At 60.4% G+C, this 17649-nt stretch carries 16 protein-coding genes; 10 read left to right on the top strand and 6 right to left on the bottom strand.

Features of this window, described 5'->3' with window-relative positions:
* Positions 1-370 precede the first annotated feature (370 nt).
* From ACVWSC_RS26200 to ACVWSC_RS26175, 6 genes are all read left to right on the top strand, one after another.
* A complete protein-coding gene (locus tag ACVWSC_RS26200; RefSeq protein WP_442110161.1) occupies positions 371-1507 on the top strand; it encodes a branched-chain amino acid ABC transporter substrate-binding protein in 1137 nt (378 codons plus the stop codon).
* Positions 1508-1668: 161 nt separating this feature from the next.
* Positions 1669-2583, top strand: coding sequence for an ABC transporter permease subunit (locus ACVWSC_RS26195; RefSeq protein ID WP_028945700.1), 915 nt, complete (start codon positions 1669-1671; stop codon positions 2581-2583).
* A 2-nt stretch (positions 2584-2585) separates the two neighbouring features.
* Entirely contained in the window at positions 2586-3869 is a 1284-nt protein-coding gene (gene livM, locus ACVWSC_RS26190) for a high-affinity branched-chain amino acid ABC transporter permease LivM (protein ID WP_442110158.1), read from the top strand.
* Positions 3866-4741 carry an ABC transporter ATP-binding protein gene (locus ACVWSC_RS26185; protein WP_442110157.1) on the top strand — a complete coding sequence of 292 codons (876 nt, stop codon included), beginning with the start codon at positions 3866-3868 and terminating at the stop codon, positions 4739-4741. The genes livM and ACVWSC_RS26185 overlap by 4 nt, the downstream gene beginning before the upstream one ends.
* The gene (locus ACVWSC_RS26180; RefSeq protein ID WP_442110155.1) at positions 4738-5454 is read left to right on the top strand and encodes an ABC transporter ATP-binding protein; all 717 of its coding nucleotides are present in this window, start codon (positions 4738-4740) and stop codon (positions 5452-5454) included. Before ACVWSC_RS26185 ends, ACVWSC_RS26180 begins: the two co-directional genes overlap by 4 nt.
* Before the next feature lie 708 nt (positions 5455-6162).
* Positions 6163-6930 (top strand): SDR family oxidoreductase, encoded by a 768-nt coding sequence (locus ACVWSC_RS26175; protein WP_442110153.1) that lies wholly within the window; start codon positions 6163-6165, stop codon positions 6928-6930.
* Positions 6931-7031: 101 nt separating this feature from the next.
* Here the strand turns inward: ACVWSC_RS26175 and ACVWSC_RS26170 are convergent, their stop codons facing one another.
* From ACVWSC_RS26170 to ACVWSC_RS26160, 3 genes are all read right to left on the bottom strand, one after another.
* Positions 7032-8144 (bottom strand): AGE family epimerase/isomerase, encoded by a 1113-nt coding sequence (locus ACVWSC_RS26170; protein ID WP_442110151.1) that lies wholly within the window; start codon positions 8142-8144, stop codon positions 7032-7034.
* A 72-nt stretch (positions 8145-8216) separates the two neighbouring features.
* The gene (locus tag ACVWSC_RS26165; RefSeq protein WP_442110149.1) at positions 8217-8849 is read right to left on the bottom strand and encodes a TetR family transcriptional regulator; all 633 of its coding nucleotides are present in this window, start codon (positions 8847-8849) and stop codon (positions 8217-8219) included.
* 133 nt (positions 8850-8982) lie between these two features.
* Positions 8983-9393, bottom strand: coding sequence for a hypothetical protein (locus ACVWSC_RS26160; RefSeq protein WP_442110147.1), 411 nt, complete (start codon positions 9391-9393; stop codon positions 8983-8985).
* Positions 9394-9718: 325 nt separating this feature from the next.
* Here ACVWSC_RS26160 and ACVWSC_RS26155 point away from each other — a divergent pair, with 325 nt between their 5' ends.
* The gene (locus tag ACVWSC_RS26155; RefSeq protein WP_442110145.1) at positions 9719-11752 is read left to right on the top strand and encodes an AsmA family protein; all 2034 of its coding nucleotides are present in this window, start codon (positions 9719-9721) and stop codon (positions 11750-11752) included.
* A 40-nt stretch (positions 11753-11792) separates the two neighbouring features.
* Here the strand turns inward: ACVWSC_RS26155 and ACVWSC_RS26150 are convergent, their stop codons facing one another.
* Positions 11793-12323 carry a ferritin-like domain-containing protein gene (locus ACVWSC_RS26150; protein WP_442110143.1) on the bottom strand — a complete coding sequence of 177 codons (531 nt, stop codon included), beginning with the start codon at positions 12321-12323 and terminating at the stop codon, positions 11793-11795.
* A gap of 193 nt (positions 12324-12516) precedes the next feature.
* Here ACVWSC_RS26150 and ACVWSC_RS26145 point away from each other — a divergent pair, with 193 nt between their 5' ends.
* Positions 12517-13407, top strand: coding sequence for a lipase family alpha/beta hydrolase (locus ACVWSC_RS26145; RefSeq protein WP_442110141.1), 891 nt, complete (start codon positions 12517-12519; stop codon positions 13405-13407).
* Here the strand turns inward: ACVWSC_RS26145 and ACVWSC_RS26140 are convergent.
* Positions 13388-14284: a DMT family transporter gene (locus ACVWSC_RS26140; RefSeq protein WP_476461715.1), complete on the bottom strand. Its 897-nt coding sequence runs from the start codon at positions 14282-14284 to the stop codon at positions 13388-13390. The genes ACVWSC_RS26145 and ACVWSC_RS26140 overlap by 20 nt on opposite strands.
* 97 nt (positions 14285-14381) lie before the next feature.
* Here ACVWSC_RS26140 and ACVWSC_RS26135 point away from each other — a divergent pair, with 97 nt between their 5' ends.
* Positions 14382-15182, top strand: coding sequence for an AraC family transcriptional regulator (locus ACVWSC_RS26135; protein ID WP_442110137.1), 801 nt, complete (start codon positions 14382-14384; stop codon positions 15180-15182).
* 45 nt (positions 15183-15227) lie between these two features.
* Positions 15228-16235, top strand: coding sequence for an AI-2E family transporter (locus ACVWSC_RS26130; RefSeq protein WP_442110135.1), 1008 nt, complete (start codon positions 15228-15230; stop codon positions 16233-16235).
* Between the two features lie 123 nt (positions 16236-16358).
* Here ACVWSC_RS26130 and ACVWSC_RS26125 read toward each other — a convergent pair whose 3' ends face one another.
* Positions 16359-17624: an Hsp70 family protein gene (locus ACVWSC_RS26125; RefSeq protein WP_442110133.1), complete on the bottom strand. Its 1266-nt coding sequence runs from the start codon at positions 17622-17624 to the stop codon at positions 16359-16361.
* Positions 17625-17649: the final 25 nt, after the last annotated feature.

Raw genomic sequence — 17649 nt, 5'->3', positions numbered from 1 at the left:
GGGTACATCGGTAGCAGCTCAAGGTAGCAGCACTTTCGCCAGTCAGCGGCTAGCCTGTAATGGTGCCCGCTGTAGCAGTCGCGCACCACGGATGTGCAGTTCGGTTACGCATCCTGTTACAGGCTAGTTGCACGTAAACACTTGCCGGGGTTGCAATGATGGCACTGAGCGGTTGCTCTTTTGTTTGGAAAGCGGTGGCGCTTGCCGTATGGCAGACGGTTGCACAGCCAATAAAAAAAGGACACGGCTTGGGCTCCGACAAGTTCTTCATGAGTTTTTCCAGAATAAAAATCCAATGGCACGGCCCTTGCTCAGAGCAATTGCTGAAAGTTGTAGTGCCAACCAAAAAAACTCCAAGGAGCACCACCTCATGTCGCAGACGTTTTACAAGAAAGGCTTTCTGGCCCTCGCCGTAGCTACGGCACTGGGTGTTTCTTCGTATGTTCAGGCCGACGTCAAGATCGGTGTAGCGGGCCCGATGACCGGTGCCAACGCAGCGTTTGGCGAGCAATACATGAAAGGTGCCCAGGCAGCGGCTGATGCCGTCAACGCCGCGGGTGGGGTCAACGGCGAGAAGATTGTCCTGGTCAAGGGCGATGATGCCTGTGAGCCGAAGCAGGCTGTGGCCGTGGCCAACCGTCTGGTCGATCAGGACAAGGTCATTGGTGTAGTCGGGCACTTCTGCTCGTCCAACACCATTCCGGCCTCCGAGGTGTATGACGAAGCTGGGGTGATCGCGATTACCCCGGGCTCGACCAACCCTCAGGTTACCGAGCGCGGCCTGAGCGCCATGTTCCGTATGTGCGGGCGTGACGACCAGCAGGGCATCGTGGCCGGCGATTACATCGTCGATGTGCTCAAAGGCAAGAAGGTCGTGGTGCTGCACGACAAGGACACCTACGGTCAGGGCCTGGCCGATGCCACCAAAGCCCAGCTGGCCAAGCGTGGGGTGACGCCGGTGCTGTATGAAGGCCTGACTCGTGGCGAGAAAGACTTCAGCGCCGTGGTCACCAAAATCCGCGCCGCCGGTGCCGACGTGGTGTACTTCGGTGGCCTGCACCCGGAAGCCGGTCCGCTGGTTCGGCAGATGCGTGAGCAAGGTCTGAAAGACGTCAAGTTCATGTCCGATGACGGCATCGTCACCGATGAACTGGTGACCACCGCCGGTGGCGCGCAGTACGTCGATGGCGTGTACATGACCTTCGGCGCCGACCCGCGCCTGCTGCCAGAAAGCAAGGCGGTGGTAGACGCGTTCCGCAAAGGTGGCACCGAGCCTGAAGGCTACACCCTGTACGCCTATGCCTCGGTCCAGGCGCTGGCCGCCGCCTTCAACGGTTCTAAGTCGAACAAGGGCGAAGACGCTGCCAAGTGGCTCAAGGCCAATCCGGTGAGCACCGTGATGGGCGAGAAGAAGTGGGACAGCAAAGGCGACCTGACCGTCTCCGACTACGTGGTCTACCAGTGGGACAAGGACGGCAAGTACCACCAACTGGAAAAACAAAAATAACAACGGTATTCGACCCGGGCCTGTGCCCGGGTCGCTACCCGGTTTTGCGCCGTACCTGTCTTTTCTCGTAGATCTGCACAATCCCTGCGCTGCGAGAGCCGCTTCATCCGGGGCTCACCGTAGTCGGCGCTTGTGCAATCTCAAATACGTGAGATTGCGTTATGGATGGTATTTTTCTGCAGCAACTGATCAATGGACTGACCCTGGGGTCTGTCTATGGTCTGATCGCCATCGGCTACACAATGGTCTATGGCATTATCGGCATGATCAACTTCGCGCACGGCGAGGTGTATATGATCTCCGCTTACCTGGCGGCGATCAGTCTGGCATTGCTGGCGTACTTCGGTATCGAATCCTTCCCGCTGCTGATGCTCGGGACGCTGATCTTCACCATTGTGGTTACCGGCGTGTATGGCTGGACCATCGAACGCATCGCCTACAAACCCCTGCGTAACTCCACGCGCCTGGCACCATTGATCAGTGCCATCGGCATTTCGCTGATCCTGCAGAACTACGCGCAGATCAGCCAGGGTGCACGGCAACAAGGCGTACCGACTCTGCTCGAAGGCGCCTGGCGCCTGGAAGTGGGTACCGGGTTCGTCCAGCTGACCTACACCAAGATCTTTATCCTGGTTGCCGCGTTCGTCGGTATGGCCGCGCTGACCTACATCATCAAGTTCACCAAGTTGGGGCGCATGTGCCGCGCGACCCAACAAGATCGCAAGATGGCTTCGATCCTCGGCATCAACACCGACCGGGTGATCTCCTACGTGTTCGTCATCGGTGCCGTGATGGCCGCGCTGGCCGGTGTACTGATCACCATGAACTACGGCACCTTCGACTTCTATGCCGGCTTCATCATCGGCATCAAGGCCTTCACCGCAGCGGTACTGGGCGGCATCGGCTCGTTACCGGGCGCCATGCTCGGCGGGATCATCCTCGGCATCTCCGAGTCGCTGTTCTCCGGGCTGATCAACTCTGACTACAAAGACGTGTTCAGTTTCTCCCTGCTGGTGCTGATTCTGATCTTCCGTCCCCAAGGCCTGCTGGGTCGCCCACTCGTGGCGAAGGTGTAAGTATGTCTGCTGCCAAATCCGCTTCATTCGATCTCAAGCGCAGCCTGATCGACGCGATTCTCGCTGGGCTGATTTCCCTGATTGTCTTCGGGCCCATCGTCGGCGTGGTGCTCGACGGCTACAGCTTCAACATGGAACCGACCCGCGTTGCCTGGTTGGTTGCCGGGGTGATGGTCGGGCGCTTTGTGCTCAGCCTGTTCCTGCAGACCCCCAAGGGCCAGTCGATCCTGCAGAGTTTTGAGGGCGGTGGCTCCGGCGTGCATGTGTTGGCACCGGACTACAAATCGCGGCTGCGCTGGATCATCCCGGCGCTGATCGTGATCGCCATTGTCTTTCCATTCTTTGCCAACAAGTACCTGCTGACCGTGGTGATCCTCGGTCTGATTTATGTGCTGCTGGGGCTGGGCCTGAACATCGTGGTCGGGCTGGCCGGTTTGCTCGACCTTGGCTACGTGGCGTTCTATGCCATTGGTGCCTACGGGTTGGCGCTGGGCTATCAGTACCTGGGCCTGGGCTTCTGGACGGTGTTGCCATTGGCGGCCATTGCTGCCGCCTTGGCCGGGTGCATATTGGGCTTTCCGGTGTTGCGCATGCACGGCGACTACCTGGCCATCGTGACCCTGGGCTTTGGTGAAATCATTCGCCTGGTGCTCAACAACTGGCTGTCGTTTACCGGTGGGCCCAACGGCATGCCGGTGCCGTCGCCAACCTTCTTTGGCCTGGAATTCGGGCGTCGGGCCAAGGATGGCGGGATACCGTTTCACGAGTTCTTTGGCGTTGACTACAACCCCAACCTGAAATTCCTGTTCATCTACATCGTGCTGTTCCTGGTGGTGCTGGCGGTGCTGTACATCAAGCACCGGCTGACCCGCATGCCGGTAGGGCGCGCCTGGGAAGCGCTGCGTGAAGACGAAATCGCCTGCCGCTCGATGGGCCTGAACCATGTGCTGGTCAAGCTCTCGGCCTTCACCATCGGTGCGTCCACCGCCGGTCTGGCCGGGGTGTTCTTTGCCAGCTACCAGGGCTTTGTGAACCCGTCGTCGTTCACCTTCTTCGAGTCGGCGCTGATCCTCGCCATTGTGGTGCTGGGCGGCATGGGCTCGACGGTCGGTGTGGTGATCGCCGCGTTCGTACTGACCGTGGCCCCAGAGCTGCTGCGCAGCTTCTCTGAGTACCGGGTACTGCTGTTCGGCGTGCTCATGGTGTTGATGATGATCTGGCGACCGCGCGGTTTGATTCGTATCAGCCGTACCGGTGTGGTGCCACGTAAAGGAGTAGCGCCATGAGCGATGACGTGATTCTCTCGGTCGACAACCTGATGATGCATTTTGGCGGGATCAAAGCGCTCAGCGACGTCAGCCTCAAGGTTAAACGCAACGCCATCTTTGCCCTGATCGGCCCCAACGGCGCTGGCAAAACCACGGTGTTCAACTGCCTCACCGGCTTCTACAAAGCCAGTGGCGGCAAGATCGAACTGAACATGCGCGGCACTCGTACCAACGTCATTCAGTTGCTTGGCGAGCGCTTCCAGTTGGGTGACTTCGTTTCGCCCAAACGTTTTATCAACCGCCTGCACTACAAGATGTTCGGCGGTACCCACCTGGTCAACCGCGCAGGGTTGGCGCGCACCTTCCAGAACATTCGTCTGTTCAAGGAAATGTCGGTGGTGGAAAACCTGCTGGTGGCCCAGCACATGTGGGTAAACCGCAACCTGCTGGCCGGTGTATTGAACACCAAGGCCTACCGCAAAGCGGAAAGCGATGCTCTCGATCACGCGTTCTACTGGCTGGAAGTGGTCGACCTGGTCGATTGCGCCAACCGCCTGGCCGGTGAGTTGTCTTACGGCCAGCAACGTCGCCTGGAAATTGCCCGGGCCATGTGTACGCGGCCGCAGATCATCTGCCTGGACGAACCGGCCGCTGGCCTCAACCCGCAGGAAACCGAAGCGCTGAGCAAGATGATTCGGGTGCTGCGTGATGAGCATGATTTGACCGTGGTACTGATTGAGCATGACATGGGCATGGTCATGAGCATTTCCGACCATATCGTGGTGCTTGACCACGGCAACGTGATCGCTGAAGGCGCACCGCAAGACATTCGTCACAACCCGACGGTGATTGCGGCTTATCTGGGCGCCGATGAAGAGGAACTGGTATGAGTACAGCGATCCTCGAAATGAAAGAGATCGACGTGTTCTACGGGCCGATCCAGGCCCTGAAGAAAGTCTCGTTGCACATCGATGAAGGTGAAACGGTGAGCCTGATCGGCTCCAACGGTGCGGGCAAATCGACGCTGCTGATGTCGATCTTCGGCCAGCCGCGAGCGGCTGCGGGGCAGATCGTCTACCGAGGCACCGACATTACCCACAAGTCTTCCCACTACATCGCCTCCAACGGTATCGCCCAGTCGCCGGAAGGGCGCCGGGTGTTCCCGGACATGTCGGTGGAAGAGAACCTGATGATGGGCACCATCCCCATTGGTGACAAGTTTGCCAGCGAAGACATGCAGCGTATGTTCGAACTGTTCCCGCGTCTCAAGGAGCGGCGTAATCAGCGGGCCATGACCATGTCCGGTGGCGAGCAGCAAATGCTCGCCATCGCCCGCGCCTTGATGAGCCGGCCCAAGTTGCTGCTGCTGGATGAGCCGTCGTTGGGGTTGGCGCCGATCGTGGTCAAACAGATCTTCGCCACCTTGCGTGAGTTGGCACAGAGCGGGATGACCATCTTCCTGGTGGAGCAGAACGCCAACCATGCGCTGAAACTGTCGGACCGTGCCTATGTCATGGTCAACGGCCAGATCCGTCTGAGCGGCACCGGGCAAGAGCTGCTGGTCAACGAGGATGTGCGCAACGCCTACCTCGGCGGCCACTGATACAACCTAGGTAGGAGCGGGCTTGCCCCGCGATGGCGGTGTGTCAGTTAAATCGCTATCGCGGGGCAAGCCCGCTCCCACCAGGGTTATCCACCCGTTTGTGGAAAACCTTACGAGCACTTCCTCTCAAGCGCGACACAAAGTCGCTGCAAACGAATGTTTTCCCATGCTTTTCAGTTGTCCACCATTGGTGTGGAAGCGGCTGTGGGTAACTTGGTGGCACCTTGCTGAAAGCCTTGAATTACAAGGCCTTGAGCTTTGTGGTTGTTTTTTGATCAAGTATTCAACAAAGATTTTCGGCGGCCATTGTCAAGTGTTTTGTACGCGGTGCAACTACGGCTCTGATTCACTGAATGGCCTGTGGATAACTCTGTGGGCAAGCATTGGAAAGAACGCTGCAGGCAGCGTTTTCACAGGCGTTGGGCCATCATCGGAAATGCTTTAATGCGGGTGCACTAAGGCAAGAGGGCTGATAGTCAAGGAAAATACTTGCTGGCGCCGCTGAAAAGCCCGATTGCACAGGGCTGAAGTTGCCCCCAGAGTTTGTGCAAGAGCCTGTGGATAAGGTGAGCAAAGCTTGCTCCAGCCCTTACAGATCAAGGCTTTGCCACTATTGAGCGTTTTTTGTACAGCATCTGCCTGCTTGCTGACGCGGTTGGCGGCGGGCATTCTGCTGATCCGTAATATCGACCTTGCAAGGAGTACCCGATGACTTCCACCGTATTTATCACTGGGGCCACCTCTGGTTTCGGCGAAGCCTGTGCCCGTCGATTCGCCGAGGCAGGTTGGTCGTTGGTGCTGACCGGTCGCCGTCAGGAGCGCCTGGATGCGCTATGTGAAGAGCTGTCGAAAAAAACCGAAGTGCACGGCCTGGTGCTCGACGTACGTGACCGCAAGGCCATGGAAGCGGCGATTGCCAACCTGCCGCCATCGTTTGCCAAGCTGCGCGGGCTGATCAACAACGCCGGCCTGGCCCTGGGTGCGGACCCTGCGCCGAAGTGCGACCTGGACGATTGGGAAACCATGGTCGACACCAACATCAAAGGCCTGATGTTCAGCACCCGTCTGCTGTTGCCGCGGCTGATCGCCCATGGCCGTGGCGCGACCATTCTTAACGTCGGCTCGGTGGCGGGTAACTACCCGTATCCGGGCAGCCATGTGTACGGCGGCACCAAGGCGTTTGTCGGGCAGTTTTCCTTGAGCTTGCGCTGCGACTTGCAGGGCACCGGCGTACGCGTCAGCAACATCGAGCCAGGGCTGTGTGAAAGCGAGTTCTCGCTGGTGCGCTTTGGCGGTGATCAGGCGCGCTACGACGCGACCTATGCCGGTGCCGAGGCGATCCAGCCGCAGGACATTGCCGAGACCATCTTCTGGATCATGAACCAGCCGGCGCACATCAACATCAACAGCCTGGAGTTGATGCCAGTGAGCCAGGCGTGGGCCGGTTTCTCGATCGACCGCTCCAGCAAGGCCTGACGCCCCCCCTCCGGTAGGAGCGGGCTTGCCCCGCGATAGCGATCTGCCTGACACACCGCGATCGCGGGGCAAGCCCGCTCCTACAGAGTGCTAGCATCTGTTCAAGGAAGTTGCCCACCCAGGCCTTGAAGGCAGGTAGCCAGGTGGTACGGGGTGGTCGACGGCATATCGCTGCGGCTCACCGCGCCACTGGCGTCACGGCACTCGTGCCAGCCACCGGCATGCAGGAACTGCTGCTGCAGCGCCTGGAGCTGGGCGAGGACCTTGCTGGCGCTGTTCGGGCGCAAGGTCAGGGCGCGCAAGTACTCGGCCTGAGCCCAGATGCGCTGGGTGGCATCGCGGACCCGGCCGTCTGGGCTGAGCATGGCCAACACCGCTGTGTTTTTCACACCGCAGTGCTCGGCGTAAACGAATGCGCGATCAAGCGACGCGTGCAGTTCGCTACCGCGTAGCAGCGTTGAAGACTCAAGCAGGTAGAACCATTCGAACTGGTGACCCGGTTCAAACCAGTTATCCACAGACCCGCGCGGCTTTTCCAGCATCACCCCATGCTCAGGGTCGATGAAGTGTTGTTGCATGGCCTCGGCCAGCCCCAGCAGGTCACTTTGCACCTGCTCGTCGTCGCGCACCGCCAAGGTTGCCAGGAATGCTTCGGCCAGGTGCATCAACGGGTTCTGCAACGGGCCGCTGCCCAGGTCTGACCAGTCTTCAGCCAGACTGGCTTCATACAAACCGTCGTCGCGGGCGAATTGTTCGGCCACCACGCTCAGTGCGGCGTTGAGGGTGGACTCGACCAGTTGCTCGCGCACCTGCCCCCAGTAATGGGCGCAGGCAAAAATGATGAAGGCGTGGGTGTAGAGATCTTTGCGCCGGTCCAGCGGTTTGCCCTGGGCATCGATGCTGTAGAACCAGCCTCCATGTTCGGCATCGTGGAAATGCCGTTGCAGCGAGCGAAACAGTGCCGCTGCGTGCTCACGGGCGCCAGGTTGTTCGATGCGGCTGCTGAACAGGTACAGCTGGCGGGCGCAGGCCATGGCCCGGTAGCGCTGTGCAGGCAGTGGTTGCTGCTGCGCATCGAGCGCTTCGAATGGCAGGGCCATCTGCGCGTTCCAGCCCGGGCCTTGCCAGAGCGGCACAATGCGCTGGGTAAAGTGCGTCTGCACCTGTTCGAGCAGGGCAGGCAGTTCAGGCTGGGCGTTATGAAGGTCGGGCATGGAGAAGATTCATCGCGATCAATGCGTTTGCGCGCATGGTAGCAGGAATCCCGCGGGCGGCGGCGGCCAGGCTCAACTCGGGGTGCTGAGCCCTTGCCAGTGTTTGGCGCCGACGAAGATGAAACGCAGTTGTTGGGTGATCTTGTCCTGAGGGCTCAGTGCTTGCTCAACGTCACCGCCAGGTTCGTCGATCAGTTCCGGCAGGGTGGCGAACACGGTTTTTACCACCAGATCCGCGATCACCGACAGTGCAGCATTATCCAGATGCTGCCAGCGCGGCATCATCGAAAGGTCGGTGGCCAGGTCAGAGCTGATGCCCTGGCGCAGTGTGGCAATCGCCTGACGCACGGGCTGTGAGCCGCCGTACTGTTCACGTGCCAGAAACAGGAACTGCGGGCGATTGGCCGTGACCACATCGAGGAAGATGCGCACCGACGCGTCGGTGATGCCACCGAGTTCGAACTCGTTCTGGCGCACTAGACGAATGGTCTGGCGGAAGGTTTCGCCTACTTCATTGACCAGGGCCAGGCCGAGCTGGTCCATGTCGGTAAAGTGGCGGTAGAAACCGGTGGGGACGATGCCAGCACATTTGCTGACTTCGCGCAGGCTGATACTGCCGAAACCTCGGCCACTTTCCATCAGGTGGCGGGCGGCATCCAGTAAGGCTTGGCGTGTCTGTTGCTTTTGTTCGGCGCGCGGCAGCATGGCGAGTGTCAGTTGGCAGTGAAACAGCCCTGCACTCTAATAGCCTGCGCCGGGAAAACAAAGCCCGGTCAATTGACCGGGCTTGGAGGGGAACCGTTGCAAGGTTGGGATCTCTTATTGTCTGGCATAGGCTTCAGCTCACACGTTGGTTCTTTTCGATCAGACGGTCAGAACCACCTTCGGCAACCTGATAGCGTTCTTTCAGACGATCAGAACCACCTTCGGCTACACGATTGTTGCGTTCCAGCAGACGATCCGAGCCACCTTCGGCTACACGGTTGTTGCGTTCCAGCAGACGATCCGAGCCACCTTCGGCTACGCGATTGTTGCGTTCCAGCAGACGATCCGAACCACCTTCGGCAACGCGATTGGTGCGTTCCAGCAAGCGATCCGAGCCGCCTTCGGCCAGGGTGTTCAGCGGCTGCGAGACCACCACCGAGCTGGAGCGGGATTCGGCGGTCAGGCTTTGTTCGCTGGCTGGGATGGCGAAGGCATTGGCGGCCAGGATGGACAGGGACAAGCTCAGCAGTAATTGGCGTTTCATTGTTCGGTGCTCCTTGGTGGGGCTGGAAAGTGAGTACGGAGCCAATGCTACGCTTGGGGGCGAGAGTTAGAAGTTCATAAAGATAATGGTAACAATCAACGGAATTGATGCTCTGCGGCGCAGGCTCTAGCTCAGTGCTTACAGCCGATTTGAAGAGCCGTTTGCGGGCAGCGCGCGCGTTTGATCAATGTGGGTATCGATGGGAAACCAAGAAAAAATCGGCAATTTCCATGATCAATTAAACCCCTGCGGGTTTCGTCAGTCCGATGGTTAAGTGCCATCAAAACGTCCACTGATGCAGCGTGGTCGTCAGGAGATTTATGCAATGACGCGTCCCACCAGAATCCTCACCTGGACCCTCGCCAGCCTGCTGCTGGTGCTCACCGTGCTGGTAATCGTCATTGCGACGTTTGACTGGAACCGGATCAAGCCGACCCTCAATGCCAAAGTCTCCGAAGCGTTGCACCGGCCTTTCGCCATCAATGGCAACCTCGCCGTGCACTGGCAGCGTGAACCCGAACAGGGCGGTTGGCGTGCCTGGGTGCCATGGCCGCGCTTCATCGCCGAAGACCTGACCCTGGGCAACCCGGACTGGCTCAAGGAGCCACAGATGGTCGGCCTCAAGCGGGTGGAGTTTCGCTTGTCACCGTTGCCGTTGTTGTTCCAGCAGATCGTGATTCCGCGCATTGACCTCAACCAGCCCACCGCCAGCCTCAAGCGCCTGGCCGATGGCCGCGCCAACTGGACCTTCGATTTCGGCGCCAAAGACCCGCAGGCCGAGCCCTCGGCCTGGGTGCTGGACATCGGCGCCATTGGCTTCGATAAGGGCCAGGTAAACCTTGATGACCAGACCTTGAAAACCCGCCTTGAGGTGTTGATCGACCCGCTGGGCAAGCCGATTCCCTTCAGCGATATCGTCGGCAAAGCCTCGGCGCAAAAAAGCACCGCAGCGCAAGACTACGCCTTCGGTTTCAAGGTCAAAGGCCGCTACAAGGACCAGGCGCTGTCCGGTGATGGCAAGATTGGTGGCTTGCTGGCGCTGCAGGACGCGAACCAGCCGTTTCCCTTGCAGGCTGATGTGCAGATCGCCGATACCCGCATCGCCCTCGCCGGGACATTGACCGACCCGCGTAACCTGGGTGCGCTGGACCTGCGTTTGCGCTTGTCCGGTACCAGCTTGGGCAATCTCTACCCGTTGACCGGCGTGATCCTGCCGGACTCGCCCGCGTACTCCACCGACGGCCATCTGACCGCCAAGCTGCATGAACCCGGTGGCGCGCTGTTTCGCTATGAAGACTTCAACGGCAAGATCGGTAACAGCGATATCCACGGCGACCTGACCTTCGTCGCGCGTCAGCCGCGGCCCAAACTCAGCGGCAGCCTGGTTTCCAATCAGTTGCTGTTCAAAGACCTCGCGCCGTTGATCGGCGCCGACTCCAATGCCCAGCAAAAGGCCCGGGGCGGGGCGAGCAAGCAGCCGAGCGACAAGGTGTTGCCGGTTGAAGAGTTTCGTACCGAGCGCTGGCGCAGCATGGACGCCGACGTGACCTTCAGCGGCAAACGCATCGTGCACAACGAAGCGTTGCCGTTCAACGACCTGTCGAGTCACTTCGTGCTCGACGATGGTGTGCTGCGCCTGGAGCCGCTGCGTTTCGGTGTTGCGGGCGGCAAGCTGGATGCGCAGGTTCGATTGGATGGCCGCACGGTCCCGATGCAGGGCCAGGCAAAGCTCAGCGCCCGAGGCTTCAAACTCAAGCAGTTGTTCCCGACCTTTGAACCGATGAAAACCAGCTTTGGTCAGCTCAACGGTGATGCCGACCTGAGTGGACGAGGCAACTCGGTGGCCAAGTTGCTGGCAACCGCCAATGGCGAGCTGAAAATGCTCATCAACGATGGCGCCATCAGCCGTGGCTTGATGGAGATTGCCGGATTGAATGTGGGTAACTATGTGGTCGGGCAGTTGTTCGGTGACAAAGCCGTGAAGATCAACTGTGCTGCAGCCGACTTCGCGATCAAGGATGGTTTGGCGACAACCCGGCTGTTCGTGTTCGACACCGAGAACGCGATCATCTACATCAACGGCACGGCGAACTTTGCCACCGAGCAGCTGGATTTGAAGGTTAACCCTGAGTCCAAAGGCGTGCGGCTGTTGTCGTTGCGTTCGCCGTTGTACGTGCGCGGGCCTTTCGCCAAGCCTGATGCCGGAGTGCAGGCGGTACCGCTGGCCTTGCGAGGCGCGGGGATGGTGGCGTTGGGTGTGCTGATCGGCCCGGCGGCGGGCTTGCTGGCGCTGGTGGCGCCTGGGGGGGATGTGCCGAATCAGTGTACGCCGCTGCTGGAGCGGATGAAGGCGGGGTGAGCGTATCGCGGGGCAAGGCGGGCTTGCCCCGCGATGACACTCACAACCCTTTAAGCAAATCAGCCATATCGTCGGCGTGCTCTTCTTCCTGGGCCAGGATGTCTTCGAAGATGCGCCGGGTGGTTGGGTCCGACTCACCAATGTACTGGATGATCTCGCGATAACTGTCGATGGCGATGCGCTCGGCGATCAGGTCTTCGAGCACCATTTCCTTGAGGTTCTTGCCCGCCACGTATTGGGCATGGGAAAGCTTGCTCAGGTTGTCCGGGTTCAGGTCCGGCTCACCGCCCAATTGCACGATGCGTTCGGCCAGTTTGTCGGCATGCTCCAACTCCTGGTTGGCGTGCTCGAGAAACTCGTCGGCGGCAACGCTGGCCTTGATACCGCTGGCCATGTAGTAGTGACGCTTGTAGCGCAGGGCGCAAACCCACTCGGTGGCCAGCGATTCGTTGAGCAGGCGCAGGATTTTCTCCCGGTCGGCGTTGTAACCTTCGGTCACGGCGCCTTGCTCGACATGCTTGCGGGCGCGGGCGCGCAGGGTGTTCACATCGGTCAGTTCAACGGTACTCATGGTCATCTCCTGGCTGATCACGGTGCTGCAGGGTGTACAGGGTTGGAACCGCAGCGAGCGTCAGGAGTTCGATTGCAGTTGCAACCGAGTGGGCAGAGACTGATCGCGGGGCAAGCCCGCTCCCACAGGCCGGTGGGAGCGGGCTTGCCCCGCGAATGGCTATCCACGTCCACGGAAGGGGGAAACACAGCCAATGGCACAACCACTTGCCACACGTTATCCACTGGTGCTGGTGCCGGGCATGCTCGGCTTCGTCCGCCTGCTGTTGTACCCCTACTGGTTTGGCATTGTCTCGGCCTTGCGCCGCGGCGGTGCCAAGGTCTTTGCCATTCAGGTATCGCCGCTCAACTCAACCGAAGTACGTGGCGAGCAATTGCTGAAGATCATCGAAGACATCCGCCAGCGCACCGGGGCCGACAAGGTCAACCTGCTCGGTCACAGCCAAGGCGCGCTCACCGCCCGCTACGCGGCAGCCAAACGGCCAGAGTGGGTGGCCTCGGTCACCTCGATTGCCGGGCCGAACCAGGGCTCGGAATTGGCCGACTACCTGCTTGAACATTACCCCACCGACTCGGCCCGTGGTCGCTTGCTCAAGGCCCTGTTGCATGGCCTGGGCGTATTGATCGGCTGGCTGGAAACCGGCTGGCGCGGGCCGCAGCTGCCGATCGATGTGCATGCCTCGCATCACTCACTGACCTGCGCGGGCGTGGCCCTGTTCAACCAGGCTTATCCACAGGGCCTGCCCGACACCTGGGGCGGTGAGGGCGCGGCGCTGGTCAACGGTGTGCGCTATTACTCCTGGTCTGGCACCTTGCAGCCGGGGATCACCGACCGGGGCCTGAACCGCCTGGATGGCAGCAACCGCTTCTGCCGCCTGTTCGCCCGCACCTTCGTCCGTGAGGCCGGGCATTGTGATGGCATGGTTGGCCGCTACAGTTCGCACCTGGGGCAGGTCATCGGTGATGACTACCCGCTGGATCACCTCGACATCGTCAACCAGTCACTGGGGGCGGTGGGCAAGGGCGCCGAGCCGGTGCGGCTGTTTACCGAGCATGCGGCGCGGCTCAAGGCTGCTGGGCTGTAAGCGGAGCAGGGCGAAGGGGCGTTTGCCAACGTTCGGCAAGGATCACCCCGGCCAGGGTCAGCAGACCACCGGACACATGATAGAGTGCCAGTTGCTCATCGAGGACCACAGCGGCAATCACCGCCGTGATGGCCGGCAACAGGTTGAAGAACAGTGTGGTGCGGCTCGGCCCCAGGCGGCTGACCGCCTGCATCCACGCCAGGGGCGCGATCATCGAGGCCAGTACGCAGGCGTACAGCACCAGGCCGATATTGCCCTGGCCCAGCCCGGTCTTGTCGGACAGCAGGAACAACGGCAACAGCACGATGATCGCCACCAGCACCTGCAGGTACAACAGCACCAGAGGCGGCAGGCGTAGCTGCCATTTCTTCAACAAGGTGCTGTACAGCGCATAGGCCAGGGTAGCGATGAGCATCATCAAGTCGCCGCCATTGACGCCGTGCTGCAGCAATGTACCCAGATCGCCGGCCGACACCACCACCAGCACCCCGACGAAGGACACCACCGCCCCGATCAGCGCGCCAAAGGTCAGGCGTTGTCCCAGGCTGATGATGGCCAATGCCAACGACATCAACGGCATCAGCGAGAGGATGATGCCCATGTTGGTGGCGCTGGTGATGGCTGCGGCGAAATAGGCCAGGCTCTGATACACCGCCATGCCCTGCACCCCGAGCACGAAGATTTTCCCCAGGTTAGGACGGATCTCTGCCCAGTGGCGCAGCATGGGCCGCAGCAGAAACGGGGTGAACAACAGGCCGGCCAGCAGCCAGCGATAGAAGCCGATCTCGGCGGGAAAAATCGCCCCGGCGGACATTTTGGTGATGACCGTGTTGCCCGCCCAAATAAAGATGGCCAACAGGGGAAACGCATAATTCATGAGGCAACAACTCGTGTAAGTACAGGGCGCTATTATCTGCTGTCTGTCCTGTTAGCTATACTTGCATCCAGACAACCCACCCATCGATCCAGACAGCATGGCGCTTAAATACCTCGACATCCCGCAATTCACCGCCTTGCCCGCGCCGGTGTACTTTCGTTACGACGAGTTCGGTGCCGACACCCACAGCGCCGCGCACCGTCACGCCTGGGGCCAGCTCAACTATGCGGCGCACGGCATCATGCACCTGGAAATCGATGGTCAGCGCTTTGTTTCGCCACCGCACTATGCCGTGTGGGTGCCGCCCGACACCGATCACAGCTGCTACAACCCGCAGGCGATTGTTTACCGTTCGGTCTACCTCGACCGAGCCTTGTCGCAGACATTACCAGCGCAGCCCTGCACCCTGGTGATCAGCGAGATTCTCAAGGCCATTCTCAGCGACTTTGCCCGCCGCGACGTCAGCGTGCCGGAGGATGAAGCCGACCGGCGTCTGGCCCAGGTACTGGTCGATCAACTGCGCCTGGCCCCGACCCAGACCTGCTTCTTGCCTTATGCCCGCAGCGCCGCGCTGGAAGGTGTGCTGCAGGCCATGCAGGCCGAGCCGGGCGACAACCGGCCGCTGGCGGATTGGGCGGCGGGCGTGCATGTCAGTGAGCGCACCCTGGCCCGGCAGTTCTTGCGGGAGCTGGGGATCAGCTTTGGTGAGTGGCGACTGCGCCTGCGCTTTTTACGCGCCATCGAAGCGCTGGAGCAGAACCTGCCGATCCAGCAGATTGCCTTCGACCTCGGCTACAGCAGTGCCTCTGCCTTCATCGCCATGTTCCAGCGCCATGCCCAGTGCACGCCTGAGCAATATCGGCGCCAGGCCCGCACTGCCACTATGCCTGCCGGGTGAAGGCTGGCAGACTGCGGTTTTTCCCGCCGTTGCCTTTGAGGTTGTATGACCTTCACCCCGCGCCAGATCAAAATGGCCAGTTGGATCATCGTATTCGCCGGCCTGTTGCTGGCGTTACCGCTCAAGCTGTTGCCGAGCCTGTTGGCGGGCCTGCTGGTGTTCGAACTGGTGAACATGCTCACGCCCAAGCTGCAATTGCTGATTGCCGGGGAACGTGCGCGTTGGTTGGCGGTGGCACTGCTTGGCACGCTGGTGGTCAGCACCCTGACCCTGGTGTTCGCCGGGGCGATCAGTTTTCTGCTGCACGAAGCCGAGAACCCTGGCGCCTCGCTGGATAAGTTCATGCTGCTGGTGGACCAGGCGCGCGCGCAACTGCCGCCATTCGTTGACGCTTACCTGCCGGCCAGCGCCGCAGAGTTCAAAGTGGCCATCGGTGAGTGGCTGAAAACCCACCTGGGTGAGCTGCAACTGGTGGGCAAGGGCGCGGCGCACATGTTCGTCACCTTGCTGATCGGCATGATTCTCGGCGCTATCGTCGCCTTGCAGCGCATCCCTGATATCTCTCGACGCAAACCCCTGGCCGCGGCGCTGTTCAACCGTTTGGCGCTGCTGGTGCAGGCGTTTCGCAATATCGTCTTTGCGCAGATCAAGATCTCCCTGCTCAACACCTTCTTTACCGGGATTTTCCTGGCGGTGGTGTTGCCGATGTTCGGCGTTCACCTGCCGTTGACCAAAACCCTGATCGTGCTGACCTTCCTGCTGGGATTATTGCCAGTGATCGGCAACCTGATGTCCAACACCCTGATCACCATTGTCGGCCTGTCGTTGTCGATCTGGGTGGCGATGGCGGCGTTGGGTTATCTGATTGTTATCCACAAGGTCGAGTACTTCCTCAACGCGCGGATTGTTGGCGGGCAGATCAGTGCCAAATCGTGGGAGCTACTGCTGGCGATGCTGGTGTGCGAAGCGGCGTTTGGCTTGCCGGGGGTGGTGGCCGGGCCGATTTACTATGCCTACCTCAAGAGCGAACTGCGCCAGGCTGAGTTGGTGTGATGCCAGTGGGAGCGGCGGTGCGGCGACCCGACTTGCCCCGCGAAGCGATGTGACTGGTTAATCGCAATCGCGGGGCAAGCCCGCTCCCACAGACAGGTGGTGCAAGACAGTCCCACAGGTGATTCAACCGTAGCGCTTACGCGCCTCAATGGCCAAGCCGCTGCCAATGCTGCCGAAGATGTTGCCTTCAACATGCCGGGCATTGGGCAGCATCGCCGCCACGCTCTGGCGCAGGGCCGGGATACCACTGGAACCACCGGTGAAAAACACCGTATCAACTTGGGTAACGCCAACACCGGCCTTGATCAGCAACTCCGTGACACTACCGCGCACACGCTCCAGCAGGCTGTCGATCGACTCTTCGAACAGTGCCCGGGTCAGATCGACGCTCAACCCCGATTCGACCCGTTTCAGATCAACCAGGCGACGGTCGTTGTGGGTCAGTTCGATCTTGGTTTCTTCCACTTCCATCGCCAGCCAGTGACCGGCGCGCTGCTCGATCAGCTTGAACAGGCGGTCGATGCCATCAGTGTCTTCGATGTCGTAGCGCATGCTGCCCAGGGCCAACTGGGACTTCTGCGAGTACACCGAGTTGATGGTGTGCCAGGTGGCCAGGTTCATGTGATGGCTGGTGGGCATGAAGGCGCCACTTTTCATCCGGCTGCCATAGCCGAACAGCGGCATCACGCCCTGCAGGCTGAGCTGTTTGTCGAAGTCGGTACCGCCGATATGCACGCCGCCGGTGGCGAGAATGTCATCGTGACGGTTGTCGAGCATGTGCCGTTCCGGGGCCAGGCGCACCAGTGAGAAGTCGGAGGTACCACCGCCGATATCGACGATCAGTACCAGCTCTTCACCCTGAATGTTCGACTCATAGTCGAAGGCCGCAGCAATGGGTTCGTACTGGAAGGAGACTTCTTTGAAGCCGATCTTGCGCGCCACTTCGGCCAGGGTGTCTTCGGCTTCCTGGTCGGCGGCCTGGTCGTCATCGACGAAATGCACCGGACGGCCCAGTACCACTTCATCGAAGGCGCGGTCGGCATTGGCCTCGGCGCGCTTTTTCAGCTCGCCGATGAACATGCCCAGCAGGTCTTTGAACGGCAGGGCGGTGCCCAGCACGCTGGTGTCATGCTTGATCAGCTTGGAACCCAGCAGGCTCTTGAGCGAGCGCATCAGGCGGCCTTCGTAACCTTCGAGGTATTCGTGCAGGGCCAGGCGGCCGTAGACCGGGCGGCGCTCCTCGATGTTGAAGAACACCACCGACGGCAGGGTGATCTTGCCGTCTTCCAGGGCGATCAACGACTCCACGCCCGGGCGATGCCAGCCGACGGTGGAGTTGGAGGTGCCGAAGTCGATGCCGCAGGCACGGGCCGGGGATGCGTCACTCATGGGATGTACTTCCGGGGGAAAAACG

It is taken from the genome of Pseudomonas sp. NUPR-002 (assembly GCF_056322725.1).
Note: the sequence above shows the minus strand (reverse complement) of the source record. Positions and strands in the feature narration are given on the sequence as shown.

Coding starts and splice junctions, on each gene's coding strand:
- ACVWSC_RS26175 (WP_442110153.1), top strand. CDS start 6,163: ATGACTTCCACCGTATTTATCACTGGGGCCACCTCTGGTTTCGGCGAA.
- ACVWSC_RS26200 (WP_442110161.1), top strand. CDS start 371: ATGTCGCAGACGTTTTACAAGAAAGGCTTTCTGGCCCTCGCCGTAGCT.
- livM (WP_442110158.1), top strand. CDS start 2,586: ATGTCTGCTGCCAAATCCGCTTCATTCGATCTCAAGCGCAGCCTGATC.
- ACVWSC_RS26195 (WP_028945700.1), top strand. CDS start 1,669: ATGGATGGTATTTTTCTGCAGCAACTGATCAATGGACTGACCCTGGGG.
- ACVWSC_RS26170 (WP_442110151.1), bottom strand. CDS start 8,144: ATGCCCGACCTTCATAACGCCCAGCCTGAACTGCCTGCCCTGCTCGAA.
- ACVWSC_RS26150 (WP_442110143.1), bottom strand. CDS start 12,323: ATGAGTACCGTTGAACTGACCGATGTGAACACCCTGCGCGCCCGCGCC.
- ACVWSC_RS26185 (WP_442110157.1), top strand. CDS start 3,866: ATGAGCGATGACGTGATTCTCTCGGTCGACAACCTGATGATGCATTTT.
- ACVWSC_RS26155 (WP_442110145.1), top strand. CDS start 9,719: ATGACGCGTCCCACCAGAATCCTCACCTGGACCCTCGCCAGCCTGCTG.
- ACVWSC_RS26160 (WP_442110147.1), bottom strand. CDS start 9,393: ATGAAACGCCAATTACTGCTGAGCTTGTCCCTGTCCATCCTGGCCGCC.
- ACVWSC_RS26125 (WP_442110133.1), bottom strand. CDS start 17,624: ATGAGTGACGCATCCCCGGCCCGTGCCTGCGGCATCGACTTCGGCACC.
- ACVWSC_RS26165 (WP_442110149.1), bottom strand. CDS start 8,849: ATGCTGCCGCGCGCCGAACAAAAGCAACAGACACGCCAAGCCTTACTG.
- ACVWSC_RS26135 (WP_442110137.1), top strand. CDS start 14,382: ATGGCGCTTAAATACCTCGACATCCCGCAATTCACCGCCTTGCCCGCG.
- ACVWSC_RS26145 (WP_442110141.1), top strand. CDS start 12,517: ATGGCACAACCACTTGCCACACGTTATCCACTGGTGCTGGTGCCGGGC.
- ACVWSC_RS26140 (WP_476461715.1), bottom strand. CDS start 14,284: ATGAATTATGCGTTTCCCCTGTTGGCCATCTTTATTTGGGCGGGCAAC.
- ACVWSC_RS26180 (WP_442110155.1), top strand. CDS start 4,738: ATGAGTACAGCGATCCTCGAAATGAAAGAGATCGACGTGTTCTACGGG.
- ACVWSC_RS26130 (WP_442110135.1), top strand. CDS start 15,228: ATGACCTTCACCCCGCGCCAGATCAAAATGGCCAGTTGGATCATCGTA.